Raw genomic sequence first — 18,981 nt, 5'->3', positions numbered from 1 at the left:
TAATGTTTGGTTCATAAAAGACCGCCGGCACATCCTCTTTTTCGTTTGGTGAGCATCCGGCACAAGCCAGGTAATCAAAAAAATGTTTGGAGAGCTGCTGGCGCAAGCCAGACATTCAAAAAAAAGTTTGGAGAGCATCCGGCACGAGCCAAACAATCAAAAAAAAGTTTGGTGATCAGCTGGCACAAGCCAGGCAATCAAAAAAATGTTTGATGAGCTGCTGGCACAAGCCAGGTAATCAAAAATTTGTTTGGAGAACAGCTAAAGTTCAGCCAGATATTGTTCTCTTTGTTTTTTATGCAGGTACAAGTTTGTAACCAAAATACCACACATTAAACGGCTTGTTTTTTTAGTGAAAACTTTTAGTTCCCTGTTGGCTCTTACCATTTTTATATTTTCTAATTTTACATTTTCCTAAAAATATATCTATGTTGAAATTGAATGCCTTTATCCTTCTTGCAGGTTTTATCAGTTTGGTTTCCTGTCAGCAAAATAATGTTGAAATGTATGCCCTGCGGTTAAAACCGGGGATGGATCTGAAACAAGAAATGGCGCAATTTGTTGAAACCAATCAGCTGCAATCGGCATCGGTTTCTACCTGTGTGGGGAGTTTGAGAGAACTGATTATCCGGCCGGCAAATCAGAAAGAGCTTTTGCATTTGAAGGGGCATTACGAAATTGTTTCTTTGACCGGAACATTTGCAGACCATGGTAAAAACAATCATATTCATATCTCGGTATCGGATAGCACAGGCAATACGATTGGTGGTCATCTGGTAGATGGCAATATCATTTACACAACTGCAGAAATTGTTCTTCTCAATAATAAAGACCTGAATTTTACGCGTGTTGTTGATCCTGAAACAACATTTTACGAATTGGAAGTTGTGGGGAACTAATTCAATTAACATCAAAACTCATCTTATAAAAAATAGTGCTTATAGAATCAAGTCATACCCTGACAAGAACGACTTGTATACAGTAAGAATATAACAAGCAGCTATTTTAAGCAGGCTGTTGATATTAAATTGGTATCAATTGTAAAACTCATACAAGCTTTTTCATTTTCTGTTTATCACCATGTGATGGCATGGATTTCCCGACAAATTTTTCAGCATACCGATCTTATTGGTATCTTCAAGTCTGATAACAAAAAAAGTTTTTAAAAATATTTACAATGAAAGGAATTCAGGATTACTACCCGGATCATTTTGCACAATGTTACGGTTGCGGCAGGTTAAATGAACACGGACATCAGATTAAAACTTTTTGGGAGGGTGAAGGAACGCTTACCCGCTTTGTGCCCAAAGAATATCACACGGCTATTCCTGGTTTTGTATACGGCGGACTACTGGCCTCGCTGATAGATTGCCACGGAACCGGATCGGCGGCATTGGCTCTGGCCAAAGCACAGGGCATTGAGCTTTCCGAAACCAACGCACCAAGATGTGTTACGGCCTCGTTGCAGGTAAAATATTTAAAGCCAACACCCATTGGCGGCGAAATAGTAATTAAAGGAAAAATTAAGGAAGTTGGAGCGCGAAAGGTGATTGTGGAAGCAGAACTGTTTGCAAACGGAGTGCTTTGCGTTGTTGGCGAGGTAATTTCGGTTCTGGTTCCCGATAATTTTGGACTGTAAAAAATGAGGATGAACAAAAAGTTGAATCGTATACTATTCAACCACTTTTGCCCTTAAATTCCCGAAAGGGAAGTTGTTGAAATTCAGGCTCCCTTCAGGGGCAGAGGTAAAAATGAATTTCATTTTAGTACGAAACAATTCCTTTTCGAACTGTAAATACAAAGGCCATCAGAATTTTTCCCCCTGATGGCCTTGTATTTTTCACTTATTACTTCTACTCGGTTAATATTCCACCGGTAATCCGCACCAAAGCTGTTCTCGATTGAATGAGATTAAAAATGGCATTTACGCGTGCCAGGGCAACATTCTGATAAGTGATCTGAACATCCCGGTAATTGAATGAATTGATACTCCCCGATTCAAATTTTTCCTTTGAAATAGTGAGATTAAGCTCTGCCGCGGCCAAATTCTCTTCGGCAAGCTGATACAATTCTTTCCGCACCTCGTACAACTCAAATTGCTGAGCCAGTAAATTAGTCAAAGTAAGTTTTACATCTTCCGTTTCTATTTTTCCAATTTCTTCCTGAATTTTGGCTATCTGCATGGCTCTTCGGTTCGAATTCCCGTTAAAAATCATGAAATTCAAGCTTACATTGGCATAAAAGTTATGCGAATCGGTTGTTGAAGCAGGCAGACCATCCAATTTCAATCGGGTTGAATTCTCCTGTACTCCGGCCCCCAATGAAACTCGGGGATAAAAATTGCTTCGTGCCATATCCACATCCCGTTTCAGCAGCATTTCCTGTATGTACCTGTTTTTAAGAGTATTGTTTCCCGAAAACATTTTATCCAGCAAGGCTGCCATCTGAAAGTCATCGCTTACGGGTAAAAACTCATCTGCGAAAACATAGGTTTTGCTCTCTTTAACCCCCAGTAAAAAATTTAAATCGCGAACAGCATTGTTGAAATTCACCTCCTGAATCAGGAAGGAGGAACGATCCTGCAGCCAGGCATTCTGAGCCTGCAAAACATCGTAGGTAACCGAACTTCCCAGCTCTTTGCCAACTTTCACCTTCTCGTATCGATCGGAAGACAACTGCATGATTCTTTGGTTCACCTCCATCCGCTCTTTCTCCAGCAGTACCTTGTAGTAGGCAAGAATGATCAGTTCAATTTTGTTTTCGACGGCAATTATGGTGTTGCCTTTTGATAACTGAGCCAGATCATCGAATTTATCTTTTCGAATCTGCACCGCAAAACCATCAAAAAGAGTCCAGCTTACATCCAATGAGGGAATTAAACTGTTTCTCATGAAATCCTTTTCTTCGTTATAATCTTTTGTATTTCGATACCCAAGATTAAATTCAAGACTGGGATAAGCTCCGGCATTTCCCCAGGTATTATTCAATTCAGATACCTTTTCAGATTTTCGATAGATCTTTAACTGATAATTGTTCTCCAATCCCACCTCGATGGCTTTGGACAAACTTAGTTCTTCCTGTGCCTGCACAATAAACTGACTGCTCAGAATGAAGACTATGAATAATGACACTTTTCTGATCATTTGTTTTGTTCTTTATTTGATCCCCGGTCCCCGGATCATAATCCGGGGTAATTTATACAGGGCGATTCATATTTTTTAATCCAAACTTACCTTTGATTCTTTCACCTTGGGCTCAACATCTCTGGGCGAAATTTTTTCACCTTCCCATATGCCTTTTGTTATTCTTCTGATATCATTCAGAATTAAAATTAATACCGGGAAGAACAACAGAAGAAACAAGGTGCCGAGTAATACTCCGTATGCCAGGGCAATCGCCATTGGTATTAGGAACTGAGCCTGAAATGAATTTTCCAGAATCAAGGGATACAAGCCAACCGAGGTTGTAATTGTTGTTAAAATAATCGCTCTGAATCTGGCTTTACCTGCTGCTTTAACAGCGGGCTCAGGTTCCATCCCCTCTTCAATCAGCGAGTTGTACTTGGACAGGAAGACCACAGCATCGTTTATAATTACCCCCGAAAGAGCAACCATTCCCCAAACACTTAACATGGAAACAGGATATCCTTCAATTCCGTGTCCCCAGGCAGAACCAAGCCAGCCCAATGGAATCATCAGCAATATGATTATTCCTTGTGTAAAGCTTCGGAAATGAACCATCACAATAAAAACGATCAGCATGAAAGCGATGCTAAAATAGATTTTCAACTCGTGAATATCTTCGGCAGAACGTTTTTGCTGTCCCTGATACTCCGGACGAACGCTTGGAAATTTCGCTTCCAAATCGGGTAAAATTGTAGTTTCTATGTAATCCAGAATAGGTGGTACCGGTTCACTCGGATCTATTAATTCTGCATCAACACGAATCTCACGTGCACCATTGTAACGCTGTATGCTAACAGGCCCGCGTAAAATTTCATAATCGATTAATTCCGACAATGGAAATTCTCCTTTTGGCGTACGGATTCTCATGTCTTCCATTTGTCCGATAAAAACCCGGTCGGTTTTCGGATACCGAACCCAAACCTTAATCTCATCTTTTCCTTCCTGCAGGCGCTGTGCTTGTCCTCCGAAAAAGCCTTGCCGGATCTGCGATGTTATGGAACTTAAATTCATCCCCAGATAATAGGCTTTTGGTTTTAATTTAAGTCTTACCTCACGGCTTCCCAATGGGTTATTGTCGTTGATATTGTAAAGAGAAGACATTTTGCGTAACTCCCCTTGAAAATAATCGTTGGCCTGATTGAGCTGTTCCAAATCGTTTCCCAGCAGACTAATGGAAACAGGAGCTCCCCAACGGTTGCTGGCTCCAATGGTAAATTTCTCAAGATCGGAAACATCTCCCAATTTCTTCTTTACTCTGTCTGAGATATCAAAACTTGAAACCGGTGCACCTTCCATATCACGCAAAGTAACAGACAGGTTTCCTGCATGCGGACCAGACTCCTGTCCTCCAAATGCATTACCCGATGAAAGTCTTGTATATTTGATGAAATTCGCTGTATCCTGAAATTCGTTCATCAATTCATCATTCACCTCCCAAACTGATTTTTCGAACTGCTTTAATCTGGCTATGGTGATTTCCTTATTGCTTCCAGGCTTGTAAGCTATGTTCACAGCAAAGGTGTCGAAAGCTACATTTGGGAAAAAGGTACTTTGAATGAATCCACCACTAAATAAGCCCATAGTAATAAATAATAGAGCTACAGGAATAAAAACAACAAACCATCTCCAACGAACGATACAATCCAGAGTCCCTGCATAAACGCGGTCTCTGACAAAAAGAATTCCCTTTTCAACTTTTCCTCTAAAACGGTTAAAAAAGTTATCCTTCCGGTTTCTATGCAATACTTTTTCGTTTCCAATATGGCCGGGCAATACAAAAAGACTTTCGAAAAGCGACAGACTTAAACATGCCACCACTACAAATGCCATTTCGTACATAAATTCCATATTCCCGGTAACCAGCAGGAGTGGTGAGAAAGCCACCATGGTTGTAGTTACCGAAGTAAGCACTGCTGGAACAACCTCCATTGTACCATCTATTGCCGCTCTTCGGGGACTTTTACCACTTTCAAAATGAGAATAAATATTCTCCCCGATCACAATGCCGTCATCCACCAGAATACCAATTATTAATATCATCCCAAAAAGAGAAATCATATTAATGGTAACCCCCATTAAGTTGGCAACAATAAACATCCCTAAAAAGGACGCTGGAATTCCCCACGCAACCCATATAGACAATCGGAAACTCAGAAAAAGTGCTAATGAAATAATCACCAGCAACAAACCATACCCGCCATTTTTAAACAGAAGATTCAATCTTGACTGAAGCAGACTAATGAAATCGAAACTGATTTCGAGCCGGGCATCATCATATTTTTCATTAAACTCTTTGGCGTATTTGTTACAGTATACCGATATGTCGTCCAAATCTTCATTATTCAGCTTGTTCACCTGAATTGATATCGCCGGATTTTTATTAACATAGGTTGAATTCGGAACATCCTGAAACTGAAAATGGGTATTCGCTACATCACGAATCCGGATGTAGCTTCCGTCTGGATTTGCTTTTAAAATAATTTCGCCGATTTGATCCGGATCGACAGATCGGTTGCGCGAACGAATTAGAATTTCCTCTACCTCATTCTTAATTGTTCCTCCCGAAATATCGATATTATTATTGGCGATTGCTGCAGAGATCTCACTAAATGTTAGATTGTATCTTCGCAAATCATCTTCCTTCACCTCTACTGATAATTCCAGATTTGGAAAACCCGACAGAGATATTTGCGACATGACTTTCGAACGCATTAAATCGTCGTAAATCAGATCGGCATATTTTTTCAGGCTGATTAAATCGATATCTCCTGTAACCACCATGCGCACAGCAGGTGATGTAGCTCTCTGCTTTGCAATAACGGCTTTTTCGGCTCCCGATGGAAAGGTCGGAATTCCATCCACCGAATTTTTTACATCAGCTAATGTTTCATCCAAATCGTAATCGCCGGTTGTGGTAATAGTTAATCGGGAAAAGCCCTCTGATGATACGGAATTCATTTCTTTGATTCCAACAATTCCCCGAACAGCATCCTCAATCCGAGAGGTTATGCCTTCTTCAACTTCCTTTGGTGAAGCGCCCGGAAACACCATAGAAACAGTGATGGTTTTAGACTCGGTTTCCGGAAAAAATGATTTCTTCATAAAGATCAAAGAAACAAATCCTGCAATAACAAGCACCGCAATAATCATTTTCCCGTAAAACGGATATCTTACAAATTGTGATATTATATTTCTCATTATACGCTATTTCTTGATTTGTACCTGCATGTTTTCAGTTGCTTTAACAGGAGGTTCCACAACCAACATCTCCCCCTCTTTCAAACCATTAAAAACCAAGGTGTTCTCATTTCGTTTGATCACCTTAATTTCCTTTTCTTTTAAGATACCGCCTTCAACAACAAACACTTTGTTAGAGCTAAAAACTGCGTTTCTGGGAATTTCCATCGCATTGGCAATCTTTTTCCCATTAAAACAAGCCGTTAAAAACTGTCCCTGATACAATTCATTCCCATTGGTTTTCTCCAACTTTATAAAAACCGAAATGGACTGAGTTCCCTCGTCAACAAAATCAGATTTCCTCACCAATTTTCCGGTAAAAATAACCTCTCCATCCGAATCCAGAATATCTACCTTTTCATTTAAACTCAACCAGGAAATTTCTTTCGATTCAATAGGAACCTGAAGTTCCAGATTATTCGATTCGATGATACCGGCCAGCTTAGTGCCCATTCCGGCAACCGATCCAATCTGTGTATTTACCTCGGCATAAGAACCATCAAAGGGTGCATATATTTTTCTTTTATCAAACTTAACTTCAGCACTTTTAATGGCATAATAATCACCTAAAATATTTCTGCTTGCCATAAATACCTTTTCCTGATCGGATTTTACTTTTGGCAATTCAGGAATGCTTTCCTCCAAATTGATCGCATTGAAAAAATTCATCCACGCCTCAAAATTATCCGCATAATCAACTTTAATATCAGGCAAATTCTCAGCCAGTTTATTCAGGAAACGACTTTTAAGAGCACGTAAATCCATTTTTGCATCTTCCTCGTAAATACGAATCAGCAATTGGCCTTTTTTAAACTTCTGTCCCACTTTTAAAGGAACACCTGCCTCAACAATTCTGCCCGCAACTTCCGAACTTAAATTCACTTCCAGATTAGAAGCCAATCGTCCTTTCTCAACTATAGGAGAAGATATTTCATTGTACTTTACAGCCTCAACTTTAACAAGTGGCAGCTTTTTTTTATCTAAATTCTTTTTAGGAGATTCTTTTAAACTGCTTAAGCCTTTCATAGCGGCAAAAGAAATTGCCAATGTTGCAATTACCAGTAAAACGATGGTTATTTTCCGATTCATTTATAAAATTTATTTGGAGTTTCTTAACAAGAATATTTACGATCAGTAATTTTTATTTATAATGCATAAAGATAGGTATTTATGAGATAATCTTAACCGATTTTAAAATTTTCATAAGGATTTCGACAAACATCCCGATTTAAACTTTCAGTGAAACATATAGCGGGTTTTATTCGTTTCTATTTGAACATTCGGTTTTCAAAAACCAGTAAATTCAAAAAAAATTCCGATTTTTGACCACCAATTTTATTTGAACACAAAATGGAAAAAGAAAAATACGCAAAACTTAGATATCAACTCATGGAGTCCTTAACCTGGCCTTCATTATACATGTTTAAATTTATCATTCCCAATTCAGATGAAAAAGTAAAGGCTGTTAAGGAACTTTTCCCACCTGAAACTGAATTTTCGTTTAAAACTTCCAAAGACTTAAAATTCATAGGAATTACTGTGAAAAAAGAGATGGAATCAGCTGATGATGTAATCGATATTTACATGAAAGCACAGCACATCGAAGGGATAGTGATACTTTAACAAAAGCAACTGTTTACATCCTCATTAAAAAACTGATTATGCTAAAGAGCTGATTTAACTCTCCATTCCTCTGATTGCCTTTACGTTAATTAATTTGTGAAAAATCCCCTTTCTAAAATGAAAAGTGGATATTTTGTTTTACTTTCGGGCTTCTGAATAAAACTAACAACTTTTTAAATGATAGATGTAATTGATTTTGGATTGACTCGTGATGGAGAAAATGTACAACTATACACCCTCCGAAATAAAAATGGCCTGACAGCAAAAATCACCAATTATGGTGGTATTCTTACCTCATTCACCCTTCCTTTGCCCAATGAGGAGAGAGAAATTGTACTGGGTTTTGATTCGCTTGAAGAGTATACAAATGAGGAATACCTTAAAAACTATCCGTATTTTGGTGCTTTAATTGGTCGGTTTGGAAATCGAATTAACAAAGGATTAGTTACGCTTGATGAAAAAGAAATCCAACTTCCATGCAACCATGGAATACATCACTTGCATGGTGGAAACATTGGCTTTGACCGAAAAGTATGGAAAGCCGAAATCGGTAACAATACTGATTTAAAATTAACTTACCTGAGTCCCGACGGAGAAGAAAATTTTCCCGGCAATTTAAATACTGAGGTAATTTATAAGTTGACTGATGATAACGAATTGCAGATTCATTACAAAGCTGTAACGGATAAAACAACTCCGGTTAATCTAACTCAACACGCCTATTTTAACTTATCAGACAATTTTGAGAGTATCTTAGACCATCAACTTCAGATTGATACTGAGTTTATTTTAGAAACAGACGATCTGTTGATTCCAAGCGGCAAAATATACAACATCAAGAATACTCTTTTCGACTTTAGAACTAAAAAGCAGATAGACCGGGACATAGAAGACATTGAGAACTACGACGACTGTTTTGCTTTTGGCAAATCGACCGAAACGCCAAGAAAAGTAGCTGAACTTTCTGATAAAAATGGTGAAGTGACAATGGAAGTTGCAACTACATTCCCTGGTTTACAGGTTTACACAGGTAAATACATCGCAGCAGGAAAATTCGGTTCTTTCTCAGGTGTGGCTTTGGAAGCTCAGGGATATCCTGATGCTCCCAATCATGCGAACTTTAAACAGGGGTGGTTACAACCCGGCGAAGTGTACCAGCATCAGACAAACTACAAACTTATTTTCTAAAAAAATAGATAAGAGGCTGTTTCGAAAAGATTCAGCCTTTTTTATTGACTGTGTCTCCTCCTGAAATAATCGCGTTACACTAAAAACAAACTATCTGCCATTACAATTTTATTATCTGAAAGAAAAAACCAATCTTGCAGGCTCAGATTTCAAAACTTATTTTAATAAGATTGTCACGACTATGCTAACAGACATCATCATTGTTTTATCCATAATGATTTTAGGAATCGGAATTGGTCTCCTCATTGGCAACAGACCAAAGATCATTAAAATTACAGGCGTTTTAACTTCCTTTTCAATCTTCCTTTTACTTTTTCTTTTGGGGATAGGTGTTGGAACCAATAAACAAATACTAAACAATCTTGATTCTATTGGAATACAAGCTTTGGTCCTTACAATCGGAGCTGTTTTAGGTTCTTTACTTTGTGCCTATTTTACCTATATCCTATTTTTCAAAAAGAAATAGATGATTATCTCAGCATGGTAAGTTCTCCCGAAACAAGTTCGGAACAGGCTATGTGGCAATAAAAAACAAATTTAGACACATGAAAGGCAGTTTAATAATTCTGGGCTTCTTTATTCTGGGCTTAATCCTTGGACTAACACGCTTTTTACCTTCCTCCCTTTTAGAAGGAGATTTCAGTATATATGCTCTTTATTTACTGATGTTTTTAGTGGGTGTGGGCATTGGAACCGATCGCGGTTCGTGGAAAGTAATTCGTGAGGTGAACATCAAGATTATTTTGGTTCCTCTATCAGTCATTACAGGATCTCTTCTTGGAGTTTCTGCTGTTTCCGTTTTGCTTTCGAATATTAGTATTGGTGAAGCAATGGCTGTGGGAGCCGGATTTGGCTACTATAGTTTATCAAGCGTTATTATTACAGAATTCCATAGCGATACGCTGGGTGTTATTGCTCTTCTTTCAAACATCATCAGGGAAATACTGACTCTTTTAGCAACTCCTTTATTTGTAAAATACTTTGGAAAATTAGCCGGGATTGCATCTGGCGGCGCAACTGCAATGGATACAACCCTGCCGATTATTGTACGCTATTCAGGAAAAGAATATGCTGTCATAGCCGTTTTTAGTGGAATAGTACTTACCATATTAGTCCCTGTAATTATTCCAATCATACTTAAATTCATATGATTATAATTTTAAACTTTTGCCATATAGCCTGTCCCGAACTTGTTTCGGGAGAACTTACCATATAATCATCTCCCTGTGTGTAGAAAGCTTTATACATGGACGTTTCATATAATTTTTTTTCAGCTTTAAAAAAGAACTTAATGCAGTTTAAACTCATTTTAAAAATAATACACCAATAAACTAATTTGTTTTTTATAAATTTACTCCGAATCAACAAGCTTATCATGTTTTGTTTTAACGAATTTATACTTCTTTACAATTGTTCGTACAAAGGTTTGTTCGAATGTTGGATTTGTTAAATCTCCCCAATACCTCTTTTCACAACTTATTTTGTTCTGTGCATTCTAACTGATAATGTCCTTTAGTGAGATTCTTGTATCCCGAAGGCATAATTTAATAGTTTCCTCATTGAACAAATAAATTACATCCTGTTTAAATTTACCAATTCGTTCAGGTAATTAAACAAATACGCAATAATATATATTAATTAACCAAATACCCATAATGATGTTCTCAAAAGAAACCTATATCAACAGAAGAAACAAACTTAAATCTGACGTAAAATCAGGAATCCTGCTTTTTCTTGGCAACGACGAAAGTGGAATGAACTATGCTGACAATACTTATCATTACCGTCAGGACAGTACCTTTCTATATTTCTTTGGTTCCGATTATGCCGGACTAAATGCAATTATAGATATCGATGAAAATCGTGAAATTATTTTCGGCGATGAATTAACCATTGATGATATTGTTTGGATGGGTACCCAGCCTACCATAAAAGAGAAAAGCGAAGCTGTTGGAATTAAAGAGACAGCTCCCCAGTCAGAATTAAAAACATATCTTGAAAAAGCTTTGACAAAAGGACAAAGAGTACATCACCTGCCCTCTTACCGTCCTGAACATCAAATTAAATTACAGTCCTTATTGAATGTTCATCCCAATATTTCAGTAAAAAATGCATCTTCTGAATTCATTCAGGCGGTTGTAAATCAAAGAAATTACAAATCAGCCGAAGAGATCATTCAAATTGAAGAGGCTGTTAACATTACAGCAGAAATGCATCTTGCAGCCATGCGTATGGCTCGCCCGGGCATGAAAGAATATGAAATTGCTGCCAAAGTTCAGGAAATAGCAATCAGCATGGGTGGACAACCATCTTTCCCAACAATTGCAACTATAAACGGACAAACACTTCACAACCATTATCATGGCAATACATTAAAAAGCGGCGATATGGTATTGCTTGACTGTGGTGCTGAAAATGGAATGCATTACTCGGGTGATATGTCGAGTACATTTCCTGTAGATAAAACATTTACAACCCGCCAAAAAGAAATTTATGAGATTGCTTTGAATGCACACAATGCTGCCATTGCAAAATTGCAACCCGGTACTAAATTTAAAGATGTTCATCTTACTGCATGCCGAACTGTTGCCGAAGGAATGAAGCAAATGGGTTTTATGAAAGGAAATGTTGAAGATGCTGTTCAACAAGGAGCGCACGCCTTATTCTTTCAATGCGGTACAGGGCATATGATGGGAATGGATGTTCATGATATGGAAAATTTAGGCGAGGTTTGTGTTGGTTACAACGGCGAGGCAAAAAGCACTCTGTTTGGACTAAAATCATTGCGCCTGGGAAGAGAACTTGAACCGGGATTTGTATTAACCATTGAGCCGGGAATCTATTTTATTCCTGAATTAATAGACATGTGGAAAGCCGAAAAACGATTCGAAGAATTCATTAATTACAATAAAGTGGAACAATACAAAGACTTTGGAGGCATTAGGAATGAAGAAGATTTCTTAATTACTCCTGATGGTGCCCGTTTGTTAGGAAAACCTATTCCTAAAAGCATTGCTGATGTAGAAAGAGAAAGAATCTAAAAATTATCATTAACACGCCCTATATTTTCTAAAATTACTAATCAATGAAACTTAAACAAATTACATTCCTTCTGATTGGATTTCTTATAGTTGGCAGCATCTCCTGCGGACAAACAAAACCAAAAAATCTGCTGACCCAACTTGAGGAAATCCCAGGAGTAAGTGTAAAAAAGATTGCCGGAGACTCTACTTTTGCAGCGTATTACGAACTCTATTTTACACAAGATCTCGATCATCAAAATCCCAAAGCGGGAACATTTCAACAACGGGTCTTATTGGGTCATCAGTCTTTCGATCAGCCTATGGTTGTGGAACTGGAAGGTTATCAAATTTGGTCTGAAAAGGCTGGGGAGTTGAGCAAACTATTGAATGCTAATCAATTGACCATTGAGCACCGTTACTTTAAAAATTCAATGCCCGATAGTCTGAATTGGCAATACCTAAACATCAAACAAGCGGCTGCCGATCAGCACGTAATCATTCAGGCTTTGCGTAAAATATATCCTAAAAAATGGCTGTCGACCGGAATCAGTAAAGGAGGGCAAACAACTATTTTTCACAGATATTTTTATCCTGATGATGTTGATGTTAGTGTTCCTTATGTTGCACCACTTAATCTGGCTCGCGAAGACAAACGAATCCACGAACGCCTTGCCAGTGTAGGCAGTAAAGAAACCAGAGATCAGATTTATCAATTTCAGCTGGCTTGCTTTACTAACAGAGAAAAATTACTTCCTCTTGCTGATGCCTATGCAAAAGAGAAGAACTATTCTTTCTCTATGGGTCTGGAAAGGGCACTTGATTTAAGTATTCTAGAATATCCATTTGCCTATTGGCAGTGGGGCGGAATTGACAGCATTCCCAATAAAAATGCCAATTCTAAAGAGCTTTTCGAGCATTTGTTTAAAGTATCAAGTATCGATTTTTTCGATGTAAGCAACATCAAACCGCTTCTTGCATTTTATCATCAGGCATTAACCGAGATTGGAATGTATAGCTACGAAATTGCTCCTTTCAAACAATACCTGAACGATGAAAAGGATATCACTTTCGATTTTACTTTCCCCAATGAACCTATCCGGAAATTTGATGCCTCATCGATGATTAAAATTAACAAATGGCTGCAGACTGATGCGGAAAAAATATTGTTCATATATGGTGAGAACGATACTTGGTCGGCAACAGCAGTTGATCTGAAAGGAAATGACAAATGCAAAAAATTTGTGAATCCCAAAGGATCTCACAGATCAAGAATCAACAGCTTTCCTCCTGAAATGAAGAAAGAAATTTTGAACACTTTGGAAGAATGGATGGATGTGCAATTAACCGTTATCAATGAACAGTAATCATTTAAGGGAATAAGTAGAAAAGAGCAAAGCACTCCTTTATCCTCTCTTATGAAGGGGATTTAGAAAGCGAAAAAAAAGGATGCCCATTTATGAGCATCCTTTTTATTATACTAATGAATTGGAATTAAATCTCTTTTGATTTTGGAGACATCACCACTTCAATTTTTGCAGGTGTTGAAAAATACTTTTTAGCAAAATTCTCAACCTTCTCTTTTGAAATTGAGTTGATCATGCTTTCGAAATCTTCTGTACTCATCATTTCCTCATCGTACACATAGTAACGATTGATCGTATTTAACCAATAGCCATTTTTACGAAGATTCTCCTGATGAACCTTAATGAAATTTTTCTTTGCTTCGTGTAAGTCATCTTCCTTAACACCTTCGTTGAAAAGAGCCTGAACCTCGTTATAAACAATTCCTTTTAATTTTTCAGCCTTGGCAGGATCTGTATCAAAACGAATCACTAATTTATACTCTTCCCGAGGAAATTTATCAACCGAAGCACCAACTCCCACACCATAAGATCCACCTTCTTTTTCACGAATCACCTCAAGATATCTCTTATCTAAAAGTTTGGCAACCACATCCATCAATATTGAATTTTCTTTTGAATATTCAATATCACCATGAAAATCAATTTCAATGGTTGTTTTAGGAGTTTCCATCTCTCTGTCAAAATGGGTATAAGTATCTTTTTCAGGATAATCCACACCATTGTCTTTCCAGTTATCCTCACGGTCGATATCCTTAATGCTTCCCAAGTATTCTTCTATCATTGGTTTTGCTTCCGCGGCATCAATATTCCCTACAAAAACAAATGTAAAGTCGCTGGCATCAACAAACCGCTCCTGATAAATGCGTTTCATCGTCTCAAAATCCAATTTGTCAATCATATCTGTATCAAACAGAATTGTTCTTGGATTGTGATTGGTAGAAGTCATTGATACGGAATCACTAAACGCCTTATTTATATCAGCTCCCATATTGGCCACATAAGCCATATATCTTCCTTTCAATGCATTAAAAGCTTCCTGATCGAAACGTGGCTGCTCAAAATACATATGCACCAACTGCAATAAGCTCTCAAAATCCTTTGTAGATGAATTCCCATTAAGTCCTTCTGATAATTCACCTACATATGGTGATACCTTAACCTCTTTACCTGTCAATAATTTTTGAAGGCTAACCTGATCAAATTTGCCCAATCCAAAATTCGAAACAAAGCCGCCAAGCATTTCAGCCGAAGGCAAATCTTTTACACTGTATAATGAATTTCCTCCCTTACTAAAAGCTTGCATACTAATTTCATTCTCTTTGAAATCTGTTTTTTTCACAACAACTGTTGCGCCATTAGCCAATGTCCACTCGGCAGCTTCAAATCCCTTTAAATTAGATTCTTTCACAACCTTTCCTGCTTTAGGCTGCTCTGAAATTAAAGGTTCGTTTACTACCTTATCTTCATACGGTTTTAGTTCCATTTGTTTCACTTTTGCAACCACTGCAAGTAATTGCTCCTTAGTTGGCAATTGTAATCCTTCTTTTTCAGGAGCCGACAAGGTAATCACCTCATTCTCATCCGTAACCCATCCTTTTGAAATCGCACTTACTTCCTCTGCGCTAATACCAGGTAATAATTGTTTCATTGCTTCGAACTCAAACTCAATTCCAGGAACAGGCTCATTGGTTAAATAATTTTGCTGATAGCCACGAACCAAACGATCATTGTTCTGCTTGTTCCTTTCTTTATAAGCTCTTTCCATTTTACTCAACATAGCCGTTTTAGCACGTTCCAATTCAGAAGTCACTATACCATATCTTTTGGCTCTTTCTGTCTCTTTCAAAAGCACTTCAATTCCGCCCAAAATATTATCCTCTTTAAGGGTAACTCCATTTTGAAAAACATCCATTTTTCGGGCTTTGTTATAGTATGCGGCATAACCGGTTATAAATGGTGCATTCCCTTTTTGAAGCAGTTCGTTATAACGATCTCCCAATACACTTGAATAAAGATCTTCGATTAAAAGCTTGCGATAATAGTTTAGATTTTTTTCGGCAAAAGGAGTCGCTTTGTGTTTGTAAACAATTTCAAAACTAATTCTGCTGGCTTCAGGATCTGTAATTACACCAACAATTGGCTCTTTATTTTCAGGAACCTCGAAATACACTCTTTCTTCCGGATTTTCAACAGCAGGAATATGTGCAAACATATCCTTTATTTTTTGCTCAAATTTCTCTGCATCAATATCTCCAACTACAATAATGGCCTGCAAATCGGTACGATACCAATCGTGATAAAAATCTCTGATTACCTGATGGTCAAAATTATCAATGACATTAAGATCTCCAATAACATCACGTTTTTCATATTTAGAGCCTTGATAAACGAGTTTGTTTTTTTCTAAATAAACACGCATTCCTCCAGATCGGCGGGTTCTCCATTCTTCATGAATTACTCCACGTTCGCTGTCAATTTCCTCTCCATCGAGACTTAAGTAATTCGACCAGTCGTGCAGTACTAAAAGGGTAGAATCCAGAAGATTTTCATTCGTAGTTGGAACATTACTTAAATTGTAAACAGTTTCATCTACATTGGTATAAGCATTAATATTACGACCGAATGCTACGCCGTATTTCTCTAAATAATTAAGAACACCTTTTCCTGGAAAATGTTCAGTTCCATTAAAAGCCATATGCTCCAGAAAATGAGCCAACCCATTCTGACTGTCATTTTCCAATACTGCACCCACATTCTGAACAATGTAAAAGCTTGCCCGGTCTTTAGGCTCTTCGTTATGCCTAACATAGTAGGTAAGACCATTGTCTAATTTCCCGGTTCTCACATTCGGATCCATAGGAAGTTTAGCTTCTGTATTGTTTTGAGCCGACAACATTCCTGTTCCCATTAGTGCCAAAACTGTACAAAGACTCATTTTGCTAAATAAATTCTTAATCATTTGTGATTTGTTTTAGTGATTTGTAGTACAAAATACACAACATAAGTGTAACTTTTATAAATTAAAGAAATAATTAGCTATTTAACAATTTTCTTAATGATTTTTAACACAATATATATACTATTCTTTCACCTTTAAAATGATATCATTTACCTGTCAGTCAAAATTTCCGTAATTAATCTAAAACTTGATCGATTTAGAATCAATGAAAAGAAATATAGTATCCACATAGGGTCAAATCCTATGAATAAAAATCAAAAGAATAAATATGAAAAAAGGAGCACCAACCGGCACTCCTTTCCAATATTAAAAAAAATATGCTTATTTCTCTTCTTTTTCTTTTGTATCCGAAACATCGTCGAATTCAACGGTTTCACCTTCTTCTACTTTTTTACCCAAGTAGTTTGGCAGTTCCATTCCAGCCATTTTGAAAAGTTCTTCCATCGGAGGAATAGATCCCATCATGCCCTGCATAAAGTTAGCGGTAGATGTTTTGCCATCTTTTCCGTTTCCATTCTCCCAAACAGTAACCTTATCAATCTTGATATTCTTGATAGCATCAACCTGGGTTTTAACCAATTCCGGCAACTTATCAGCAATCATTAACATTACTGCATCTTTAGCATCGCTGCCGGCAGCGTGAACAAGTTTGTCGAAACCTTGAGCCTGCTTGCTCAGAATCTCATAAATACCTTTCGCTTCTGCTTCCATTTTCATGAAGATCGCATCAGCCTCCCCTTTCGCATGTCGACGGGTTTGTTCTGCAATTGCCTCAGCAGCAATTTCAATTTTTTGTTTGTCAATCTCGGCAGGCACCACGACATTAGCAGTCTGTGTTGCTTTATCACGGGTTGCACGGGCATTTTCAGCCAATTGTTCAGCAGCATAAGCTTCCTCTAAAGCACGCGCCTGAGTTACTTTCTCTGCAGCCGAAGCCAAACGTTCTGCTTCTGCTTCTCTCTCTCTTCTGCGCGCATCCGAATTGGCAATGGTAATTTTTGCCGTATTCTCTCCTTCAACTGCCGATGCATCAGCAGCAGCAACCTGCACACGTTGTGCCTGATGTGCATTTGCTTCACCAATAGAACCATCACGGTTTTTCTCAGCAACACTTTTCTTGGCATCATTTATTGCCTTAGCCGCAGCTTCCTTACCTAGTGCTTCAATATATCCCGATTCATCGTTGATATCCGTAACATTCACGTTGATCAGTTTCAAACCAATCTTTTTCAATTCAGCCTCAACATTATTTGATACTGCTGCAAGGAATTTATCACGGTTGCTATTGATTTCCTCAATATCCATGGTAGCAACTACCAAACGTAACTGACCGAAAATAATATCCTTAGCCAAATTACTGATATCTGCCTGAGACAATCCTAATAGCCGCTCAGCAGCATTAGTCATTACTCCTCCTTCTGTAGAAACTCCTACTGTAAAACGAGAAGGTACATCCACACGAATGTTTTGCTTACTCAAAGCACTTTTCAAATTGATTTCAATCGAAAGCGGTGTTAAATCCAAGAAGGCATAATCCTGAATAATCGGCCAAATAAAGGCTGCACCACCATGAATACACTTGGCCGAACGCGATTCGGTATCTACTCCTTTACCAACTTTTCCATACACAACCAAAACACGGTCGGACGGACACCTTTTGTATCTCTTAAAAAACGATACAATTAAAGAAAAAACGGCAATTACAACGACCGCAATTAATAGAACAACATATTCTCCCATGATAACTTATTATTAATAGTTTATTTAATAAGGTTTTACAATTAAAATTTGATCATTTAAAACATCTACAACCTGAATTACTGCACCGGTAGGAATATCTGAATCACTATCGGTAACCGCATCCAAAGTTTGAAGCCCCTGCACTTCAATTTGTACTTTTCCCATTCCTTTTCTATTGGCCGGTACAGACAAATAAACATTGCCGATTTTTCCCTTGGCATTATTTATATTTAAGGTTCCTTCTTCGACCAGTTTTCCCATAAAATACAAAATAGAAGCCATAATTAACATCATTGCCAAACCAGCAAGAGTAGCGATTAATGCAGAGACACCGGCTCCTAAACCCATATCCAAACAAATAATACCCGTCCAACCGAATACAGCAAAAAAGGCAATCAGGTTCTTTAGGCTTATAAACTGAAAATCAATTCCGGCATCTCCTTCCACAACAGCATCTGCATCTCCTTCAGCACTCATATCATCAATATCGCCACCTACAAAAGTAAGTACGATCTGAATTAGAAACAGAAGAGAAAATGGGACTGAAATGCTCCAGAAAATCTTTTCCACCATTTCCATTGAACTCCACCAATCTGAAATTTGTAGTATCATAATTATTGTTTTTTATTTTGGATGAAAATAATAATAAATATCGACCTATT

Annotated in this window: 14 protein-coding genes; 8 read left to right on the top strand and 6 right to left on the bottom strand. The window is 37.8% G+C overall.

Annotated elements, in window-relative coordinates:
- Nucleotides 1–428 precede the first annotated feature (428 nt).
- Together ACHZAX_RS03915 and ACHZAX_RS03910 are read left to right on the top strand one after the other, a co-directional pair.
- A complete protein-coding gene (locus tag ACHZAX_RS03915; RefSeq protein WP_101310991.1) occupies nt 429–899 on the top strand; it encodes a PPC domain-containing DNA-binding protein in 471 nt (156 codons plus the stop codon).
- Between the two features lie 278 nt (nt 900–1,177).
- Nucleotides 1,178–1,639, top strand: coding sequence for a PaaI family thioesterase (locus ACHZAX_RS03910; RefSeq protein ID WP_101310992.1), 462 nt, complete (start codon nt 1,178–1,180; stop codon nt 1,637–1,639).
- A gap of 214 nt (nt 1,640–1,853) precedes the next feature.
- On the opposite strand, the gene ACHZAX_RS03905 is transcribed toward ACHZAX_RS03910, so the two are convergent.
- The 3 genes from ACHZAX_RS03905 to ACHZAX_RS03895 all read right to left on the bottom strand — a co-directional run bounded on the left by ACHZAX_RS03905 (nt 1,854) and on the right by ACHZAX_RS03895 (nt 7,511).
- Nucleotides 1,854–3,143, bottom strand: coding sequence for a TolC family protein (locus ACHZAX_RS03905; RefSeq protein ID WP_320018089.1), 1,290 nt, complete (start codon nt 3,141–3,143; stop codon nt 1,854–1,856).
- A 75-nt stretch (nt 3,144–3,218) separates the two neighbouring features.
- Complete coding sequence (locus tag ACHZAX_RS03900) at nt 3,219–6,383, bottom strand: efflux RND transporter permease subunit (RefSeq protein ID WP_320018088.1); 3,165 nt, start codon at nt 6,381–6,383, stop codon at nt 3,219–3,221.
- Nucleotides 6,384–6,389: 6 nt separating this feature from the next.
- On the bottom strand, nt 6,390–7,511 hold the full coding sequence (locus ACHZAX_RS03895) for an efflux RND transporter periplasmic adaptor subunit (RefSeq protein WP_320018087.1): 1,122 nt from the start codon (nt 7,509–7,511) through the stop codon (nt 6,390–6,392).
- 261 nt (nt 7,512–7,772) lie between these two features.
- Between ACHZAX_RS03895 and ACHZAX_RS03890 the strand changes: the two genes are divergently transcribed.
- From ACHZAX_RS03890 to ACHZAX_RS03865, 6 genes are all read left to right on the top strand, one after another.
- Entirely contained in the window at nt 7,773–8,045 is a 273-nt protein-coding gene (locus ACHZAX_RS03890; RefSeq protein ID WP_101310996.1) for a DUF493 family protein, read from the top strand.
- A gap of 177 nt (nt 8,046–8,222) precedes the next feature.
- Nucleotides 8,223–9,233: an aldose epimerase family protein gene (locus ACHZAX_RS03885; RefSeq protein ID WP_320018086.1), complete on the top strand. Its 1,011-nt coding sequence runs from the start codon at nt 8,223–8,225 to the stop codon at nt 9,231–9,233.
- 181 nt (nt 9,234–9,414) lie between these two features.
- Nucleotides 9,415–9,699 carry a LysO family transporter gene (locus ACHZAX_RS03880; RefSeq protein ID WP_218973145.1) on the top strand — a complete coding sequence of 95 codons (285 nt, stop codon included), beginning with the start codon at nt 9,415–9,417 and terminating at the stop codon, nt 9,697–9,699.
- A gap of 79 nt (nt 9,700–9,778) precedes the next feature.
- Nucleotides 9,779–10,384 (top strand): LysO family transporter, encoded by a 606-nt coding sequence (locus ACHZAX_RS03875; protein WP_101310998.1) that lies wholly within the window; start codon nt 9,779–9,781, stop codon nt 10,382–10,384.
- Between the two features lie 504 nt (nt 10,385–10,888).
- Nucleotides 10,889–12,274, top strand: coding sequence for an aminopeptidase P family protein (locus tag ACHZAX_RS03870; RefSeq protein WP_394698210.1), 1,386 nt, complete (start codon nt 10,889–10,891; stop codon nt 12,272–12,274).
- Nucleotides 12,275–12,318: 44 nt separating this feature from the next.
- Entirely contained in the window at nt 12,319–13,620 is a 1,302-nt protein-coding gene (locus ACHZAX_RS03865) for a S28 family serine protease (RefSeq protein WP_320018084.1), read from the top strand.
- 127 nt (nt 13,621–13,747) lie between these two features.
- On the opposite strand, the gene ACHZAX_RS03860 is transcribed toward ACHZAX_RS03865, so the two are convergent.
- The 3 genes from ACHZAX_RS03860 to ACHZAX_RS03850 all read right to left on the bottom strand — a co-directional run bounded on the left by ACHZAX_RS03860 (nt 13,748) and on the right by ACHZAX_RS03850 (nt 18,931).
- The gene (locus ACHZAX_RS03860; RefSeq protein ID WP_320018083.1) at nt 13,748–16,579 is read right to left on the bottom strand and encodes a M16 family metallopeptidase; all 2,832 of its coding nucleotides are present in this window, start codon (nt 16,577–16,579) and stop codon (nt 13,748–13,750) included.
- A gap of 321 nt (nt 16,580–16,900) precedes the next feature.
- Nucleotides 16,901–18,319 (bottom strand): flotillin family protein, encoded by a 1,419-nt coding sequence (locus ACHZAX_RS03855; protein WP_180327365.1) that lies wholly within the window; start codon nt 18,317–18,319, stop codon nt 16,901–16,903.
- A gap of 24 nt (nt 18,320–18,343) precedes the next feature.
- Nucleotides 18,344–18,931 carry a hypothetical protein gene (locus tag ACHZAX_RS03850; RefSeq protein WP_320018082.1) on the bottom strand — a complete coding sequence of 196 codons (588 nt, stop codon included), beginning with the start codon at nt 18,929–18,931 and terminating at the stop codon, nt 18,344–18,346.
- Between the last annotated feature and the right edge of the window lie 50 nt (nt 18,932–18,981).

Origin of the sequence: Labilibaculum manganireducens (genome assembly GCF_963665805.2) — a bacterium.
GTDB classification, from domain to species: domain Bacteria; phylum Bacteroidota; class Bacteroidia; order Bacteroidales; family Marinifilaceae; genus Labilibaculum; species Labilibaculum manganireducens.
Note: the sequence above shows the minus strand (reverse complement) of the source record. Positions and strands in the feature narration are given on the sequence as shown.